17 protein-coding genes are annotated in these 18,185 nt (G+C 58.8%); 4 read left to right on the top strand and 13 right to left on the bottom strand.

Annotated elements, in window-relative coordinates; all coding sequences use genetic code 11:
• Positions 1 to 25: 25 nt before the first annotated feature.
• Positions 26 to 1,996: an ATP-dependent DNA helicase gene (locus QP922_RS01730; RefSeq protein WP_284807548.1), complete on the top strand. Its 1,971-nt coding sequence runs from the start codon at positions 26 to 28 to the stop codon at positions 1,994 to 1,996.
• On the opposite strand, the gene QP922_RS01725 is transcribed toward QP922_RS01730, so the two are convergent.
• From QP922_RS01725 to nrdF, 4 genes are all read right to left on the bottom strand, one after another.
• Positions 1,993 to 2,718, bottom strand: coding sequence for a peptidyl-tRNA hydrolase (locus QP922_RS01725; RefSeq protein ID WP_284807547.1), 726 nt, complete (start codon positions 2,716 to 2,718; stop codon positions 1,993 to 1,995). The genes QP922_RS01730 and QP922_RS01725 overlap by 4 nt on opposite strands.
• The gene (serB, locus tag QP922_RS01720) at positions 2,711 to 3,907 is read right to left on the bottom strand and encodes a phosphoserine phosphatase SerB (RefSeq protein ID WP_284807544.1); all 1,197 of its coding nucleotides are present in this window, start codon (positions 3,905 to 3,907) and stop codon (positions 2,711 to 2,713) included. The genes QP922_RS01725 and serB overlap by 8 nt, the downstream gene beginning before the upstream one ends.
• 187 nt (positions 3,908 to 4,094) lie before the next feature.
• The gene (gene ctaD, locus QP922_RS01715) at positions 4,095 to 5,786 is read right to left on the bottom strand and encodes an aa3-type cytochrome oxidase subunit I (protein WP_070673015.1); all 1,692 of its coding nucleotides are present in this window, start codon (positions 5,784 to 5,786) and stop codon (positions 4,095 to 4,097) included.
• 433 nt (positions 5,787 to 6,219) lie between these two features.
• Positions 6,220 to 7,209, bottom strand: coding sequence for a class 1b ribonucleoside-diphosphate reductase subunit beta (gene nrdF, locus QP922_RS01710; protein WP_284807543.1), 990 nt, complete (start codon positions 7,207 to 7,209; stop codon positions 6,220 to 6,222).
• Positions 7,210 to 7,439: 230 nt separating this feature from the next.
• On the opposite strand from nrdF, the gene QP922_RS01705 reads away from it, so the two are divergent.
• Positions 7,440 to 8,093, top strand: a complete 654-nt coding sequence (locus QP922_RS01705) for a FadR/GntR family transcriptional regulator (RefSeq protein WP_284807837.1) — start codon at positions 7,440 to 7,442, stop codon at positions 8,091 to 8,093.
• Positions 8,094 to 8,102: 9 nt separating this feature from the next.
• Here QP922_RS01705 and nrdE read toward each other — a convergent pair whose 3' ends face one another.
• The 6 genes from nrdE to QP922_RS01675 form a co-directional block, all read right to left on the bottom strand.
• Entirely contained in the window at positions 8,103 to 10,265 is a 2,163-nt protein-coding gene (nrdE, locus tag QP922_RS01700; protein WP_284807542.1) for a class 1b ribonucleoside-diphosphate reductase subunit alpha, read from the bottom strand.
• A 71-nt stretch (positions 10,266 to 10,336) separates the two neighbouring features.
• Positions 10,337 to 10,762 (bottom strand): class Ib ribonucleoside-diphosphate reductase assembly flavoprotein NrdI, encoded by a 426-nt coding sequence (nrdI, locus tag QP922_RS01695; RefSeq protein WP_284807541.1) that lies wholly within the window; start codon positions 10,760 to 10,762, stop codon positions 10,337 to 10,339.
• Between the two features lie 9 nt (positions 10,763 to 10,771).
• Positions 10,772 to 11,011: a glutaredoxin-like protein NrdH gene (gene nrdH / locus QP922_RS01690; RefSeq protein WP_284807539.1), complete on the bottom strand. Its 240-nt coding sequence runs from the start codon at positions 11,009 to 11,011 to the stop codon at positions 10,772 to 10,774.
• 360 nt (positions 11,012 to 11,371) lie between these two features.
• Positions 11,372 to 12,256: an esterase/lipase family protein gene (locus QP922_RS01685; RefSeq protein ID WP_284807538.1), complete on the bottom strand. Its 885-nt coding sequence runs from the start codon at positions 12,254 to 12,256 to the stop codon at positions 11,372 to 11,374.
• A gap of 153 nt (positions 12,257 to 12,409) precedes the next feature.
• The gene (gene ykgO, locus QP922_RS01680; protein ID WP_003847162.1) at positions 12,410 to 12,532 is read right to left on the bottom strand and encodes a type B 50S ribosomal protein L36; all 123 of its coding nucleotides are present in this window, start codon (positions 12,530 to 12,532) and stop codon (positions 12,410 to 12,412) included.
• 123 nt (positions 12,533 to 12,655) lie between these two features.
• On the bottom strand, positions 12,656 to 13,975 hold the full coding sequence (locus tag QP922_RS01675; RefSeq protein ID WP_284807536.1) for a sugar porter family MFS transporter: 1,320 nt from the start codon (positions 13,973 to 13,975) through the stop codon (positions 12,656 to 12,658).
• Positions 13,976 to 14,002: 27 nt separating this feature from the next.
• On the opposite strand from QP922_RS01675, the gene nadE reads away from it, so the two are divergent.
• On the top strand, positions 14,003 to 14,827 hold the full coding sequence (nadE, locus tag QP922_RS01670; RefSeq protein ID WP_284807535.1) for an NAD(+) synthase: 825 nt from the start codon (positions 14,003 to 14,005) through the stop codon (positions 14,825 to 14,827).
• A gap of 16 nt (positions 14,828 to 14,843) precedes the next feature.
• Here nadE and QP922_RS01665 read toward each other — a convergent pair whose 3' ends face one another.
• A complete protein-coding gene (locus tag QP922_RS01665) occupies positions 14,844 to 15,569 on the bottom strand; it encodes a fructosamine kinase family protein (RefSeq protein ID WP_284807534.1) in 726 nt (241 codons plus the stop codon).
• Between the two features lie 345 nt (positions 15,570 to 15,914).
• Between QP922_RS01665 and QP922_RS12920 the strand changes: the two genes are divergently transcribed.
• Positions 15,915 to 16,307, top strand: coding sequence for an Lrp/AsnC family transcriptional regulator (locus tag QP922_RS12920; RefSeq protein WP_350309346.1), 393 nt, complete (start codon positions 15,915 to 15,917; stop codon positions 16,305 to 16,307).
• Here the strand turns inward: QP922_RS12920 and QP922_RS01655 are convergent.
• Positions 16,296 to 17,099 (bottom strand): ABC transporter ATP-binding protein, encoded by an 804-nt coding sequence (locus QP922_RS01655; protein ID WP_284807531.1) that lies wholly within the window; start codon positions 17,097 to 17,099, stop codon positions 16,296 to 16,298. The two genes, QP922_RS12920 and QP922_RS01655, sit on opposite strands and share 12 nt — an antisense overlap.
• Positions 17,096 to 18,043 (bottom strand): FecCD family ABC transporter permease, encoded by a 948-nt coding sequence (locus QP922_RS01650; RefSeq protein ID WP_284807530.1) that lies wholly within the window; start codon positions 18,041 to 18,043, stop codon positions 17,096 to 17,098. Before QP922_RS01650 ends, QP922_RS01655 begins: the two co-directional genes overlap by 4 nt.
• Between the last annotated feature and the right edge of the window lie 142 nt (positions 18,044 to 18,185).

Here is an 18,185-nt window from a genome sequence, read left to right as displayed (position 1 = left end):
TAAGCGGGGCACTACACTGGGGCAAATGGACGAGCACTCAGCAACGATTGACCTTCTCGACGCCGCCGTCGCCGCCCTCGGCGGTGCCCGGCGCGAGGGCCAAGTGCGCATGGCCCAAGAGGTCACTTCCGCCCTGGAGAAGGAACGCCACCTCGCGGTGCAGGCAGGCACCGGTACCGGTAAATCTTTGGCCTACCTCGTGCCCGCATTCCGGCATGCCCAGGAAACCGGCAGCACTGTTATCGTGTCCACCGCTACGTTGGCCTTGCAGCGTCAGCTGGTGGAGCGCGATCTTCCGCGCTTGGCCGAGGCCCTCGAGCCACTCTTGGAGAAGAAGCCGACCTTCGCCATCATGAAGGGCCGCTCCAACTATGTTTGCCTTAACAAGGTTGCTCGTGCCTCCGAGATGGAGGATGAAGAAGCTCTGCTCGATGCTGCCGACTCCCCTTCCCACTTGGGCCGCCACGTCCAACGCATCTATGAGTGGGCTGAGGATACGGGCACTGGTGACCGCGAGGATCTCGAACCGGGCGTGCCGGATCTCGCCTGGCGGCAGGTCTCGGTGACGTCTGCCGAGTGTGTTGGGGCGACGCGCTGCCCGCACGGCGAGGACTGTTTTGCGGAGCTGGCGCGGCGCCGCGCTGCTGACGTCGACGTGGTAGTCACCAACCATGCGCTGCTGGCTATCGACGCCGTTGCAGACGTGAATATCCTGCCGGAACACGACGTTGTCATCATCGATGAGGCCCACGAGCTTGACGGCCGCATCACCTCGGTGTCAACCTCAGAAATTACCGGCCGCGCCCTCAAGATGGCTGCGACCCGTGCCAAGGCGCTGGGCGCCAACGGCAAAGACCAACGCTTAAGTGAGCAGGCAGCCGAGCTTACCCAGCTCTTGGGAGAATTCCTCCCCGGCCGCTGGACCGACCTTCCGGAGGAAGCCAAGCAGCAGCTCATGTCTTTGGCCGACACACTTTCTTCCTGCCGCGAGACTATCGCCCGCACCCCAGAGGGCGAACAGGCTAACGACCCCGAGAAATTTGCCGAGCGCCAGAATCTGGCCAACCACCTCTCCACCCTCGTCGAGGCCATCGCCCGCATCCTCGATGTTTTCGCCACCGGGGATCCGGCCGCGCATGCGGATGTGGTGTGGCTGGAGCGCGATGAGCGCACGCTGACCGATACCCTCGCCGTTGCACCGCTCTCCATCGCCGGCATGCTGCACGAAAAGCTCTTTGGCGAGCAGACCGTGGTGCTTACCTCCGCAACTTTGGCCTTGGGTGGTCGCTTCGATGCCATGGCGGCACAGTGGGGCCTGCCGAAAGGAACATGGGATTCCCTCGACGTGGGCTATCCCTTTAATCCTGCGCGCAGCGGCATCCTGTACACCGCGAGCCACTTGCCACAGCCGGGCCGTGATGGGCTAAGTCCGGACACCATCGAGGAAATCCGCGAGCTCATCATGGCCGCTGGCGGGCGCACCCTGGGATTATTCTCGTCGCGCCGCGCCGCTCAGCAGGCGGCCGAGGAACTCAAGCCGAAGATTCCTTTCGATATCTTCCTCCAAGGTGAGGACTCCATCGGTGCGCTGGTGGATAAGTTCACCAAGAATGAGAATTCCTGTCTCTTTGGAACCCTGAGCTTGTGGCAGGGAGTCGACGTGCCCGGTCCCTCCTGCTCGCTTGTACTCATTGACCGCATCCCCTTTCCCCGCCCGGATAACCCGCTCATGCAAGCCCGCACAGAGGCCGCGAAGGCAGCTGGCCGAAACGGATTTATGGAGGTCTCCGCCACGCATGCAGCGCTGCTCATGGCGCAGGGAGCGGGAAGACTGTTGCGCTCCGTCGATGACCGCGGCGTCGTCGCTGTGCTTGATAACCGCCTCGTGACCAAGCGCTATGGCTCATACCTGTGTGATTCCATGCCGCAGATGTGGCGCACCACCGACCCGGAGGTCGTCCGCAGCGCACTTAAAAGGCTCATCGAAGCCCGCTAAGGACGGCGCAGCGCGCACACCGTGGCCGAGTCTGGTGCCACCTCGGTAAAACCTGCATCCCGGACCACCACGGCGTCCTGCCGGGCGCAGGCTTCAGCGAAGCCCTCGGGGTCTACCTCACGCACGCACAAAGCGAAGTCCTGCGCTGCCCACTTTTCCACCTCGTCAAAGCTCATCGCCGCGGCCAGCAGCATGGAGCCATGCCCCACCTGGGCTGCGGCCTTGCCTGCGCTCATCTCGAGGGAGGCATCGATGAGGATGAGGGGGACGTCGCCAAGCGCCGGCCGCGGTGCATCCTTCGGCAGGTCCGTGTGACCGATCTGTAGCTTGGCCACGAGCGGATCGACCTCGGAAACCGAAGAGGGCACGAAGGCCCGGGCGCGATCTGCCACCGTCACACCAGGCAAGCCCTGCACATCGCGCCATGCCTTGTTGCGCGCACGACGTGCAATCTTACGGATGCGATGCCCATACCACTGCCCCAATGCTTCGGCGAACGCACCATCCTGGCCGGCACGCTCATCCAAGCAGAGCTTGACGACGGCCCTCGCCGCCGCCTCCAGCACCTCCGTGCGGCTCGGCGGCTCCTGCTTAGGCAGGTTCAGCGCAATCTGCATGGCCTGGACGGTCTCGGGCTTATTAGGGTCCTCAGGATCATCGCGCCAGCTGCGCTCGCTACAAGCGTCAACCAGCTGGCGGTGCGCCTCGCGGAGGTTAGTCAACGACGACCTCTTCCATGGGAATACCTAGGATTTGCAGGATTTCATCCATATACGGATGGTTAACGGAGGTGTCCGCAACCTCACGCAGCGCAGGTTTGGCGTTAAAGGCAATGCCGAGGCCCGCCGCAGAAATCATGTCAATGTCATTGGCACCATCGCCTACTGCAACCGTCTGTCGCATGCTCAAACCAGAATCGGCGGCGAACTCACGAAGGAAGTTTTCCTTGGCCTTGCGGTCGACAACGTCTCCGATGACCCGGCCAGTAAGCTTGCCATCTTCAATTTCCAAGGTATTGGCGCGAACGTAGTCAAGGTCGAGCTCCGCTGCTAGCCCCTCAAGGACTTGGATAAAGCCGCCGGACACAACCGCAACACGGTAGCCCATGCGCTTGAGCGTGCGGATGGTGGTGCGTACACCCGGAGTGAGCTCAATATCAGCGGCGGTCTGCGCGATGACGGATTCCGGAAGACCAGCCAAGGCGGCTACGCGCTCACGGAGGGATTCTTCGAAATCCAATTCTCCGCGCATTGCGCGCTCGGTCACCGCGGCCACTTCTGCTTCCTTACCGGCATGGGCGGCGAGCATTTCGATGACCTCGCCCTGAATCAGCGTCGAATCACAATCGAAGCAAATCAGGCGCTTGGAGCGGCGCTGAAGGCCGGAGCGCTCAATGGCAATGTCCACGCCCTGCTCCGTGGCCAGACGGGCTAACGCGGCGCGGACGGGGTCCGCCGAACCTTCCACGGTGATGTACAGCTCAAGACCGTTAAGTGGGTACGTCGAGATTCCGCGGATGCGGTCAATGTTGGCGTTGAAGTTAGCCAGTTCTTGCGCAATCGCAGAGACATGGCTGGCGTTGAGTTGGCGGCCGAGCACCACGACGACGTGCGTAGACCGCGGACGGGATGTGGTTTCATCCTCGCGCAGCTCGACGGTGAGCGACTGGGCATAGATACTGAGGGTGTTGCGCAGTCCTTTCTCCATCGCCTCGACGCGCGAGCTATCAACGCGCACATAAGCCGACAGAGAGATACGCCCAGAGAAGATGGCCTGCTCGACATCGACGAGCTCAACGTTATAGGAACCAAGGACGCGGAAGAAGGCCGCGGATACGCCTGGCTTATCGGGACCGGACGTTGTCACAACGGCGAAAGCGGTCTGGTTGGGGTAATCGATCTGGTTATCCACGCTGTCATTATCGCATGGCCAGTTTGTTCACCGACAACCTCCCAACCAACGCATACAGAACACACGAGAAACGCCGCCTCCCCATCGCGGTGATGGGGAGGCGGCGTTTTCAGGAGTTCGCGTCTTTCTCCGCACCCTTCTGGGCTAGCGCGGCAGTTAGCTCAGTGGGAGCGCGAGACCCGCGGAATTAGTGCCCGTAGTGTGCTTCCTCACGGATACGCTTGACCATGTGCGGGTAGTGGAGCTCGAAGGCCGGACGCTCAGAGCGGATACGCGGCAGGGAGACGAAGTTGTGGCGCGGCGGCGGGCAGGAGGTAGCCCACTCCAGGGAGTTACCGTAACCCCACGGGTCGTCCACGGTAACAATCTCACCGTAGCGCCAGGACTTGAAGACGTTCCAGATGAGCGGGATAACCGAAGCACCCAGGACGAAGGAGAAGATGGTGGAAATCTGGTTGAAGACCGTGAAGCCATCAGACTCCAGGTAGTCAGCGTAACGACGCGGCATACCCATGTTGCCGACCCAGTGCTGAATCAGGAAGGTGCCGTGGAAGCCGATGAAGGTCAGCCAGAAGTGGATCTTGCCCAGACGCTCATCCAGCATGCGGCCGGTCATCTTCGGGAACCAGAAGTAGAGACCTGCGAAGGCGGAGAACACCACGGTACCGAACAGGGTGTAGTGGAAGTGAGCGATAAGGAAGTAAGACTCAGCCAGGTGGAAGTCCAAGGCCGGGGAAGCCAGCATAATACCGGTCATACCGCCAAAGAGGAAGGTAGCCAGGAAGCCCATGGCGAAGATCATCGGGGTATCCCAGGTGATGTGCCCCTTCCACATGGTGCCAACCCAGTTGAAGAACTTCACACCAGTCGGGACCGCAATAAGGAAGGTCATGAAGGAGAAGAACGGCAGCAGGATGGCGCCAGTCACGAACATGTGGTGAGCCCACACCGCCATGGACAGTGCACCGATGGCAAGAACAGCGAAGACCAAGCCGATGTAGCCGAAGACCGGCTTACGGGAGAAGACCGGAACGACCTCAGAAATAACACCGAAGAACGGGATAGCGAGGACGTAGACCTCCGGGTGGCCGAAGAACCAGAACAGGTGCTGCCACAGGATGGCGCCGCCGTTAGCGGAGTCATAGATGTGGCCGCCCAGCTTGCGGTCGTAGAGAACACCGAGAGCTGCTGCAGTGAGCAGCGGGAAGATCATCAGAACGATGATGGATGCGGTCAGCACACACCAGGTGAAGACCGGCAGACGGAACATGGTCATGCCCGGTGCACGAAGGGTCAGAACCGTGGTGATCATGTTGACTGCGGAAGCAATGGTGCCGACACCGGTAGCGCCCACACCGACGATCCACATGTCCGCACCAATACCCGGAGTGTGAACGGAGTCAGCCAACGGCATGTACATGGTCCAACCAAAGTCAGCTGCGCCACCTGGGGTGACGAAACCGAGCAGCATGACGATACCGCCGGTCAGGGTGATCCAGAAACCGAAGGCGTTCAGACGCGGGAAGGCCACATCCGGTGCACCAATCTGAAGGGGCAGAACGTAGTTACCGAACGCCCAGACAACCGGCGTTGCGAAGAGCAGCAGCATCACGGTGCCGTGCATGGTGAACAGCTGGTTGAACTGCTCGTTGGACAGGAACTGCAGGCCCGGGGTGAAGAGCTCAGCGCGGAGCAGCAGTGCCATGAAGCCACCGAGGAAGAAGAAGCTGAAGGCCATGATCATGTACATGATGCCCAGCTGCTTGTGGTCGGTGGTGGTCAGTAGCGTCCAAGCCTTGGAGCCAGTCTTAGCGTTACCAGTCGGCTCTGGACGTGTAGGCGCGACGTAATCGTCGAGCCGTGGCGCCACAGCGGTCATAAAATCCTCCTGAAGAACAAGTGCCTCACCACGTGGTGCGTAGCGCCAGTTTTCGCGCCAAGATCCACATGATCAAACACCTAGGTTTACTCGCATTATATTAGGGCACCGCGCAGGCAAATTTCCAGCGCTCTCTAAACTTCCGCCAACCTTGCTAACCCCGTTTGGAGCAGGAAAGGTCCACGAACTGCCTGCACGACGGCAGCCACTGTGCCGATGCTCGCCCCTAGCCACACTCGCCAGGTGATCCAGAACACAGCACCAAGACCGTGCCCGGCCCAAAACGCGAAAAACGCACCCCCTGAAAGAATCAACCTTTCGATTGATCCTTTCGGCAGGTGCGTGTCATGCCCGAGGCCGAGATGAGCGCTGGTGCGCACGTGATCAGCGCCCTTTCGCGCCGGTGACTTGCGTGTCCGGGTGTGGGGCTTCTTTAGAAATCCCAGTCCTCATCGGTCGTCTCCTCCGCCTTACCAATGACATAGGAGGAACCGGAGCCAGAGAAGAAGTCGTGGTTCTCATCGGCGTTCGGGGACAGCGAGGAAAGGATAGCCGGGGAGACACGAGTTTCGTCCGCCGGGAACAGCCCCTCGAAACCAAGGTTGTTGAGCGCCTTGTTGGCGTTGTAGCGCAGGAAGCGCTTAACGTCCTCGGTCCACCCCAGCTCGTCGTAGAGATCTTCGGTGTAGTCAATCTCGTTCTCATAGAGGTCGTAGAGGAGATCAAAGGCGTAGCCCTTCATCTCTTCTTGGCGCTCCGGGGAGAGCTGCTTGTAGCCCTGCTGGAATTTGTAACCGATGTAGTAGCCGTGCACGGCCTCATCGCGAATGATGAGGCGAATAATATCGGCCGTGTTCGTCAGCTTGGCGCGGGACGAGAAATGCATCGGCAGGAAGAAGCCAGAGTAGAAAAGGAAGGACTCCAACAACGTGGACGCGACCTTCTTCTTCAACGGATCATCACCCTGGTAGTAGGACATGACGATCTTCGCCTTGCGCTGTAGGTTCTCGTTTTCCTCAGACCAGCGGAATGCATCGTTGATCATCGGGGTCGATGCCAACGTCATGAAGATGTTGGAGTAGGACTTCGCGTGTACCGACTCCATGAAAGCGATGTTGGTGAGGACAGCCTCTTCGTGCGGCGTGACGGCGTCGGGAAGCAGCGAAACCGCACCCACGGTGCCCTGGATGGTATCCAGGAGCGTCAGGCCGGTGAAGACACGCATGGTAGTCTCCTGCTCCTTTTCCGTCAGCGTCTTCCAGCTGGGGATGTCATTGGACACTGGAACCTTTTCCGGGAGCCAGAAGTTACCCGTGAGACGGTCCCACACCTCGGAATCTTTCTCATCCGGGACGGTATTCCAGTTGACCGCCTTCACCGGAGCTTCGTGGCTGGCGATGTAGTCGTCATACTCGTGAGACACGCGCGTTACCTCGTCTTTCTAGTCTGAGTGTTCCTGTGGCCATCGTACCCACTTGGCCTGCATTCCGGTAAGTGTCGCCACTCCCCATGCATCCAGTAGCGACGACGGGCTTATTTATACTGACGTTTTATGTGTTCCGAGTTCGCGTATCCCACACAGAGGGAGGTTGTGGCATCGTGACGACGTCGCAAGAGCCGCACACTCCGCTGCTAAGCACCGTGCTGGACACCATGGGATCAGACATCGTCAGCGGCACCCTCCCCGCTGGTGAGCGATTCACCCTGAACGATATTTGTCTGCGCTTTGATATTTCACGCACCGTTGCCCGCGAAGCTATGCGCGCACTTGAGCAACTGGGCATGGTGTCGTCCTCGCGGCGCGTCGGCATTACGGTGCTGCCGATTAGTGAGTGGGCCGTCTACGATTCCTCCATCATCACGTGGCGCCTCAACTCAGAGAAGTCACGGGACGAGCAGCGCAGCTCACTTAATGAACTGCGCCTAGCCATCGAACCTATTGCAGCATCCCTGGCGGCTCAGCATGGTTCCCCGGCAGACAAGGCAGAAATCCTCGAGCTAGCACAGCGTTTGCACTCTTTTGAGGAAGCTCCCGCGCGCCGAGTCGGTGAACAGCTAGCAACAGACCTGCGCTTCCACACCATGGTGCTGCATGCCTCGGGCAATGAAATGTTTGCGGCTCTGAGCCCGTTTCTTTTATCCATGGTGCGCGGTCGCTCAGTGTTTGGCTCGCGCAAGCGCAATCCCACCGCGGGAACGGCGCGCCTCCACTTGGATCTAGCGGAAGCTATCCATCGTTGTGACGCTACAGAGGCAGAAAAAATCGCACGCGCCATCCTGACGGAGGCACGTGCGAACGAGACCTAGCTCAAAGGTTTAAAGCATGCAGGATACGCAGCCCTCAACCTCAGTTCCCTCCAGCGCCATCTGGCGCAGGCGGATGTAGTAGAGGGTCTTAATGCCCTTGCGCCATGCATAGATCTGCGCGCGGTTGATGTCACGGGTAGTGGCGGTGTCCTTGAAGAACAAGGTCAACGACAAGCCCTGGTCCACGTACTTGGTGGCAGTAGCGTAGGTGTCGATAATCTTCTCGTAGCCGATCTCGTAGGAATCCTTGAAGTACTCAAGGTTGTCATTATCCATGTGCGGCGCTGGGTAGTAGACGCGGCCAATCTTGCCTTCCTTACGGATTTCAATCTTGGAGGCAATCGGGTGGATAGAGGAGGTCGAGTTGTTGATGTAGGAAATCGAACCAGTCGGCGGCACCGCCTGCAGGTTACGGTTGTAGATGCCATGCTTGGCGACGTCCTCCTTCAACTGCGCCCACTCCTCCGCCGTCGGGGTGTGGATGGAAGAAGCCGCGAACAGCTCCTTGACGCGCTCGGTACGGGGCGCGAAGTCAGCTGGGTCGTAGCGGTCGAAGAATTCACCGCTTGCGTACTCGGACTCGGGGAACTCGGTGAAGTACTCGCCGCGTTCACGCGCCAGTTTGTTGGATGCTCGCAGTGCGGCGTACATGATGGCTGCGAAGTATGCATTGGTGAAGTCCAAGCCTTCTTCCGAGCCATACTCGATATGCTCGCGACCGAGGTAGCCGTGCAAGTTCATCTGGCCCAAGCCGATGGCATGGGAGTCATCGTTGCCCTTGCGCACCGACGGCACGGAGTTGATAGACGTCTTATCAGCCACTGCAGTCAAGCCACGGATAGCGGTTTCCACGGTCAGCGCAAAGTCCGGGGAATCCATGGTGGCCGCAATGTTGAGCGAGCCCAGGTTGCAGGAGATGTCACTGCCCAGGTTCTTGTAGGTCAGGTCTTCGTTGAGCTCAGAAGGAGCATTTACCTGCAGGATCTCAGAGCACAGGTTCGACATGTTGATGCGGCCGGTCTTGACCGGATTCGCGCGGTTTACGGTGTCCTCGAACATGATGTACGGGTAGCCGGATTCGAACTGCAGCTCTGCGATGGTCTGGAAGAAGTGGCGGGCGTTGATCTTCTTCTTGCGAATGCGCGGATCCTCCACCATCTCTTCGTAGTGCTCAGTGACGGAGATATCTGCGAAAGGCTTGCCGTAGACGCGCTCAACGTCATACGGGCTAAACAGGTACATGTCATCGTTCTTGCGGGCCAGCTCGAAGGTGATGTCCGGAACGACGATACCTAGCGACAGGGTCTTGATACGGATCTTTTCATCCGCGTTTTCACGCTTGGTATCCAAGAAGCTCATGATGTCCGGGTGGTGCGCGTTAAGATACACCGCACCAGCGCCCTGGCGCGCGCCAAGCTGGTTGGCATAGGAGAAGGAATCCTCCAGAAGCTTCATCACCGGAATGACGCCGGAAGACTGGTTCTCGATGTGCTTGATCGGCGCGCCCGATTCGCGGATGTTGGTCAGCAGTAGCGCCACGCCGCCACCGCGCTTGGACAGCTGCAGTGCGGAGTTGATGGAGCGGCCAATGGACTCCATATTGTCCTCGATACGCAGCAGGAAGCAGGATACGAGCTCGCCGCGCTGGGCCTTGCCAGCGTTGAGGAAGGTTGGGGTTGCCGGCTGGAAACGGCCGGTCATGATCTCGTCCACGAGGTGCTCAGCCACCTCGGTATTGCCGTCCGCGAGGAACAGCGCGGTCATGGACACGCGATCCTCGAAGCGCTCAAGGTAGCGGCGACCATCGAAGGTCTTCAACGTGTAAGAGGTGTAGTACTTGTAGGCACCCAGGAAGGACTTGAAGCGAAACTTGTAGGAGTACGCGCGCTTGAACAGGGACTTGATGAATTCGAAGTCGTACTGCTCGAGCAGCTCCGGCTCGTAGTACTTGTTTTCCACCAGGTAGTGCATCTTTTCTTCCAGGTCATGGAAGTAGACGGTGTTCTGGTTGACGTGCTGGAGGAAGAACTGGTTCGCGGCCTCGCGGTCTTTGTCGAACTGAATCTTGCCGTTCTCGTCATAGAGGTTGAGCAGTGCATTCAGCGCGTGATAGTCCAGCTGCTCTTCAGGCTTCACAGGTTCGGCGACGGTCTTACCCAGTTGCGTGGTCACGACGTTCACGGGCCTTTCTTTTTATGGCGAAATTAGAGAGACGAAATCTACAGGGAATATAAGGCGAAGCCCTAGGCTGCGAGGCCTAAGGCTGCAGCGTTGGCCAACAGGCCTTCGCGGCAAATTGTGACATCTTCCTCGGTACCAAGAAGTTCGAAACGGTACACATAAGGCACCTTACACTTGGCGGCGATGACGTCGCCGGCCTTGCCAAAGTCGGTCCCGAAATTACTGTTTCCTCCTGCTACGACCGCACGGATAAAGCTGCGGTTGTGCTCATTGTTGAGGAAACGGATGACCTGCTTGGGCACAGGCCGCGTGTTCTGCTTACTTATCGACGCCCCTCCCCCATACGTCGGACACACCAAGACGTAGGGTTCGTTGACGATGAGCGGCTCATCAGTCAGGCGCAGCGGAATGCGGGCGCTGGGAAGGCCGAGCTTCTCGACGAAGCGGTGGGTATTTTCCGTGGCGGAAGAGAAATACACGACCAACATGATGAGTTGTTATGCAGTTGCCGCCAGGGAGGTCAGGGCCTTGATGCGGTCAGGGCGGAAGCCGGACCAGTGCTCGCCATTGGCCTCGACGACCGGCGCCTGGACGTAGCCAAGGGCCATGACATAGTCGCGAGCCTCGTCGTCCATGGAGATATCCACCATGTCGTACTCAAGACCTGCACGGTCGAGAGCCTTCTTGGTGGCGTTGCACTGAACGCAGGCGGGCTTGGTGTAGAGAGTGATGCTCATGTGACGGTTTCCTTTGACGCTGCACACGTAGTGACTAATGAATTCTGCTGAGTGACTTTTAGCTCTGGCTACGCGGTGTAGGGCCGCCGCCTGAGCAACATCAACGACACTATACTTTGTGCCGAAACCCCGCAACTAACACTACATATAGTAGTTACGCCAGTGATATTCCCAGGATGTAAGTCCCCCGGACCCCACATATTGACCTCGTGCACCCCGCTTCTTCGCCAACGCCGTAACTACACGCGTGGTATTTCCCGCAAGTTAACCAAACGTTCACCCGTTTTGTGGCAAACACCACAAACGGGCGCGGCCGGTGCCGCGCCCGTTAAGTCTGATTCACGAAGCAGTCAGGAGACCTCAGTCCCTCATACACGTTGACGGGTCCGGCCCCTGCCCCTCTTCACGGGTCAAACCAAAAAGCACTTGGCTCATCACCGTGGTGTCGCGAGGCAAATCTGGATGTAGCGGCTCTGCCCCACACAGCTCACCGAGGTCGATATTAACCACGTCAGCGCCGCCCACAGCCTCCAGCACAGAGGTCGAGTTGGGCGTCACGGTGACATCAGCAGGCGAGTAAATCGAGGTATACAACGGGCCCGGCGCTGTGTCCGGCAAGGCATTGAGATTTTCCATGAACTCAGACCCCACCACCTGCTGGATACCAGCGCTGCTTGCAAAGAAGCGCGCCAAGTTCGGCATGGCCGCAATCATCTTCGCCAATACCGTCCCCATACCGTCGAGCGTGGTGCCATGGAAATTGCCACCGAGTGCCACCGCATGGGAAACATGCTCCGGCGAGCCATACATCTGGGTGTAGGTCTTAATGTGCAACCCGCCCTGCGAGTGCCCCACGAGGTTCACCTTCTCGCTTCCGGTCACTTCCCGTACATAGTCAATCTGTTCTGCGACCTCACGCGCCGACTCGTCGAGGTCGGCAATCCCCTTCGTGCGTGCACTTGCGTTCTGCAGCGTCACATCATAAGCCCCGTAGTCAAACGCCCACACGCACATCCCTCGGTCTTGCAGAACTGGGATGAGTTCGTCCCACGTAGAGGCATTGTCAGATGTTCCATGTATGAGCACAACCGGCTCACGCACCTCACCGCTCGCCACACAGGAGGGATCGTTGATGCCCAGTGACGGGTCAGCCGTACTGACCAAATCGATGTCTACAGCGTGGGCCACCGGTGCCGAGAACCCAACGACGGCAGCACACATCGCCGCCGCGATACGCCTTTTCATACGCTATTTCTTCCTTCTATTGTCCGCTGGGGAATGTTCTAAACCCACCCAATAATTATATTCATCGGAGCTAATTTGGCGAGGCAGACGGGTATAAAAAATTCCGCCTCCCCCAAACTAAGTGGAGGAGGCGGAATGAGAATCCCTCGATTCTTAGCCCTGGCGAGCCTTGAAGCGCGGATCCTTCTTGTTGATCACGAAGACCTTACCGTGGCGGCGAATAACCTGGGCGCCCGGCTTCTTCTTCAGCGACCGAAGCGACTTGCGAACCTTCATCGGGCGCTCCTTTCGTTATGCGCAAACTTCATGCGAATGGTTAGTTCATAGCATAGCTGGGCGAGGGCCCAGCAATGACACGAGGAAAAATGTTACCGCACAAGCGCGTCATTACCAAAACACTCACCTTTGAGAGTATCTCGACTGCAATTCCTGGGAGACCTCGCCCAGCGTCTTGCCCATCGTTTCCGGCACGAGTGCCCGCGTATACCCCAGCGCGACCACACCCAGCACTGCAAAGACACCAAACGCCAGTGAGCCACCGAGCCACTCCACCACCGGCAGGAAGAACTGCGCAACTACCCAGTTGCTGACCCACAGCGCTAGGCCCGCAAGGCCCATTCCCAGTCCGCGTACCTGCGTCGGCACGATCTCAGATATAAGCAGCCACGTTGCCGGTGACACCGCCGCTTGTTGGCAGGCGATGAACGCCGCCATGCAGGCCAACGACACCATAGCCAAGGGCGTCGAATCCTGCGCAAAGTAGTACACCACTGCAAGCACCACGAGCGATACTACGTTGCCGCCCAGCCCCACCATGAGCAGGCGACGCCGCCCCACGCGGTCTACAACGCGCATACCGACCACACAGGCAATAACCGACACCACGCCGATCACCATGGACGTGTACACCGAGTTTGTCGTCGACAAGCCCACCTGATTCATCATGGTCGGCGCGAAGTACACAATCGCATTAACGCCCGTAATCTGCTGCGTCAGCCCCATGAGCATGGCCAGCCCGACTGCCCAGCGCATCCAACTGTGCGCGGACAGTGCGGCCCATTCGCCTGTGCTTGGCGACGCCCCCTTCTCCTCCCCCGCCCCTACCCGTGCGCGCACAGCGGCGGCGTCGTCGTGACGGCCCTGTGCAGCGAGCCATACCGGCGTATCAGGCAAGAAGAACATTCCAATGGCCAACGCGGCGCCCGGCACCGCCGCGAGTCCCAGCATCCATTGCCAGCTGCCCGTTGAGGCAAGCGCGGAGTTCACCCCATAAGCCACCAACTGCCCGACAACGATCATGAGAGTATTTAGTGAGACCATCCGACCACGTACCGCGGCCGGAGTGATTTCTGAGATGTACATCGGAGACACGATGGACACCGCGCCCACCGCCAGTCCCAAGACGGTGCGGGCTGTAGCTAGTTCCGCCGTCGATCCCGCCAACGCACACCACACCGATCCCGCTAAGAAAATAAGGCCGCCGGCCATGAGGGTGCGCCGACGGCCAAGCCTATCCGCTACACGCCCCGCAGCCAGCGCACCAGCGGCAGCCCCGACGAGCAGCATCGAGGTCACCAGCCCCTCCTCCTGAGCTGACATATCGAATTCTGGGCCCACAAAGAGCAGTGCGCCAGACATCACACCGGTGTCATAGCCAAAAAGGAGGCCACCCAGCGCTGCCACGCCGGCGACGACCAACACGTAGGAATCTTTCTTCACGAGTGCATATTGTCGCAGGCGGCTACCATGGTCGTCATGTCACACGAAACCGCAAACCTCCAACAGGACATCATAAAAGCCCTGGGTACCAAGCCCTTAATCGATCCAGCCGAGGAGGTTGAGCGCCGCGTCACATTCCTCGCCGACTACCTGCGCACCACCGGCGCGAAAGGTTTTGTTCTCGGCATTTCCGGCGGCCAAGATTCCACGCTGGCCGGCCGCTTGGCTCAGCTAGCCGTCGAACGCGTCGACGGCGCGCACTTCTGGGCCCTTCGCCTTCCCCACGGCGTGCAGGCAGATGAGGAGGATGCCCAGGTAGCGCTCGACTTCATCCGGCCCGATTACCGCCTGACCATCAATATCGCTGAAGCCACAGCGGCCCTCGATAGCGCGGTGGCCTCTGCCCTCGAGACTTCCACGCTGGGTGACTTCAACCGTGGCAATCTCAAGGCCCGCCTCCGCATGGCTGCCCAGTACGCGGTGGCCGGGGAGGTCGGCGCCCTGGTAATTGGTAGTGACCATGCCGCAGAAAACGTCACTGCATTCTTTACCAAATGGGGAGACGGCGCTGCCGATCTCATCCCATTAGCCGGCCTCAACAAGCGCCAGGGCGCCCAGCTTCTTGAGCACCTCGGTGCACCTGAATCCACGTGGACAAAAATCCCTACCGCGGACCTTGAGGATGATCGCCCGCTGCTTTCGGACGAAGAAGCCCTCGGCGTCACCTATACCCACATCGATGATTACCTCGAGGGCAAGAACGTGCCTGACGACGCCCGCGAGCGCATCGAAACCCTCTGGCGCCGCGGCGCCCATAAGCGCGCCATGCCGCCAGGACCCACTAGTGCCTAACGCCTCACAAGGAAGACTATCCGCCCAACGCTTCGAGCGTGGCACGTGCGGCCCGCTCGAGCGGTGCATAATACGCGGGACCATGCGTCATCGAATGAACCGCCAGCGGGTGTAGTTGATGCACCGGCACCCACTGGTGATACTCCTCCCCCACCCCATAACCACGCAGTATCTCGCCATAGTACGGCGTGCCAAATAGCTCCAGCATGGCCAAATCCGTCCACGGGTGTCCGCCGTGTGCGGCTGGGTCGATCATCACGGCCGACGAGGCAGTAAACAATACGTTTCCTGCCCACAGGTCGCCATGAATTCGCGCCGGTTTCACGTCCCACTCAACGGCTTTTATAGCCTCGCATGCTTGCCGAACTATCCCCTGTAGCTCTTGAGGCAGTCCTCCTATAAAAGGCGACACCCGCTGCTCGGCGTAGAACTCGCCCCAGACTTCACATGGTTCGCAGGGTTGTTCCACGCGTCCAATGAAGTTCGCGCCCTCCCAGCCCGCCGGCGGCGCGCCGAAAGCGGGCGCTCCTGCTTCATGGACCGTACGGAGCGCAGCACCAAAAGCGCGGGCAGCGAGGACACTCGGTCGCGACTGCTCAACCCGCCGAGTGCTAATAGATGTGGGAGTGACTTCGGCGACGTCCACGACGACGTCGCCATGCGCCTGCGCCAGCCATCTCAACCCAGCAGCCTCGGCACCAGCTTGATCAGGACGGGACACGGTCTTGGTGAAAACATCCATGTTCCCAGCATAGGAAAAGGCCGCCTCCATAACAGAGACGGCCACTGGTGGAGCTAACGGGATTCCATCGGTTTCTAAATATTACCCCTTGCCTAGCTGGCATTATGCTTATTTAACCTGCATTTATATTAGGTAATTTCTAACGTCATTACGTCATTAGGTCATTATATGACACAAAACGGCGCTAGAGTTCCCCGAAGGTTCCCCAATATGCAGAACGAAAACGAAAAGAAAAAGGCCCGAAGTAAACCCAGGACGCTTCACACACTCGATTAAGCTGCCCTTGATCAAATAGGCGTTTCACCAGGTCTTCAAGCGTGGACTTCCGCTTAGATTGAATCGTCAATGAACTCGCGGATGCCGTGCACCTTTCCCCCTTCCACTTGTATCCGACGAGTCCATGCACTGGAGGACGCTGGAATTATTCGGGGTTACGTTGCCCTGCTTGATCCCACAAAGGTCGGCAAAGGATTTACCGCCTATGTCAGAGTTTGGCTCACCAGCCAGGACCTTGAGACTGTTGAGCGATTCATTCAAGAGATTCAGCCACTTCCAGAAGCCGTGGAATGCCACCTCATGGCTGGTGAATGCGATGCCATACTGCGAATAGTGGCGGCCGATCTCACCGCTTATCGTCAATTTCAGATCGACCATCTCACCCGCATCGATTGCGTCCACAACGCGAAAACTGAGGTGCACATGGAACAGGTAAAATTAATGTCAGAATTATCTGTCTGAATTTGATACTTGGTGGCTCCACGTTGGGATCATCAACGGTGCTCCAGACTCTGGGTCAGCGATGATCTTAGAATCCACACCAAATACGGTGCGCACGAGCTCTTCAGTAATAACGGTTGCAGGAACGCCGGTGGCTACAACTTCGCCGTCTTTCATGGCGATGATGTGATCGGCGTAGCGCGCTGCCTGGTTCAAGTCATGCAATACGGCGACCAGTGTGTAGTCCCGTTTCCGGTTGAGCATGCGGCAAAGTTCCAGCAGCTCAATCTGGTAGCTGACGTCTAAGAATGTGGTAGGTTCATCGAGAAGCAAGATTGGCGTCTGCTGCGCCAACGCCACCGCCATCCAGACGCGTTGGCGTTGACCGCCCGAGAGTTCATCGACAAGCCTGCCTGAAAGCTCCCTAATTCCGGTTGCCTCCATGGCCTCTTTCACCGCCTGCTCATCCTCGGGCGACCAAGGCTTGAACAAACTCTGGTGCGGGTAGCGTCCTCGTGAGACCAGATCGATGACGCGAATGCCGTCCGGGGCAACCGGGCCTTGCGGCAGAAGACCCACTTCACGCGCTACTTCTTTGGTGGGCTTTTTGTGCAAAGACTGCCCGTCTAAAAGAATCTTCCCCTCTTGCGGCGCAATCAAACGGGTCAAGCTCTTGAGCAAAGTGGACTTGCCGCAGGCATTGGGGCCAACGATGACCGTGAACTGGCCATCTGGAATCTGAAGATCCACGCCTGGGCAGATAACTTTGTCGCCGTATCCAAGCCGGGCGTTTTCTACTAGAAGTCGTGTCATTTGCGTCGGCCTTCTCTCATGAGCAACCACAGGAAGTACACGCCACCGATGGATACGGTGACAATACCTACTGGGAGCGGGGATTCAGGGTCAATTCTTTGGGCAACCGTATCGGCGAGTATTAACAGGAAAGACCCCACGGCTGCGGTGGGGGCCAGCGCCAGGCCATCAACGTGTACCAGGCGACGGGCAATCTGGGGCGCGGCCAGCGCGATGAAGGAAATCGGCCCGACGGTGGCAGTTGCCAGCGCCGTTAATCCGATGCCGGCGACAACTGCCAATAGTTGCACCCTGCGGACGTTTTGTCCCAGCGCAACCGCGAAAGGAATACCAATCTGCATCAAACGCATCGGGCGTGCCAGCAGTGCTGCCATCAGGATGAGCACGGCAGAACCACAAAATGCCAGCAGCAGCGAATTCCAGGAGGTACCGGAGAGATTTCCCGCGCCCCACAAACTCGCCATGATGGCATCTTCCACCGTGGCAGTGAGCAAAATCCACACGTTGACCGAGGCCAGCATGGCGCTGACAGCAATGCCAACGATGATAAGACGCACGCCACCAGCGAATCCGCGCTTGGAGGCAAGGAAGAACACCACCATCGCGGTAGCGATACCTCCAGTGAGAGCCCCCAACAACGTAGCGGTGGTGCCACCGCCGAGAATCAACATGACGATGAGCGCGCCAGTGTAGGAACCGGTCTGAAAACCAATCACATCCGGTGAGCCCAATGGATTCGTGGTGAGGTTTTGAAAGATAGCTCCACTCATGGCCAGTGTTGCGCCCAGCAGGATTGCCAGAAGCGTGCGCGGTGCGCGCCATTCCACCACAATCATGTTGGTGTAGGAATCACCGTTGCCGGTCAACGCCTGGAACGCTTCACCAACGGTGATGGATGCAGAACCATCAACCAAGGAGTACACCGCAATCAGCGCAGTCGCCAATAAGAGTCCACCTGTGACGACAGCTGTGCGCACCCCGATAAGCATCACCGGGCGTTCTTTGGGACTGAAGCGTCCTGGGTTTAGTTCCTACCTCAGCTAAGGAAGGATTGAACTATGCCTAGAAAGTATTCCGTTGAGTTCA

It is taken from the genome of Corynebacterium sp. MSK218, from assembly GCF_030232655.1.
Classification (GTDB): Bacteria; Actinomycetota; Actinomycetes; order Mycobacteriales; family Mycobacteriaceae; genus Corynebacterium.
Note: the sequence above shows the minus strand (reverse complement) of the source record. Positions and strands in the feature narration are given on the sequence as shown.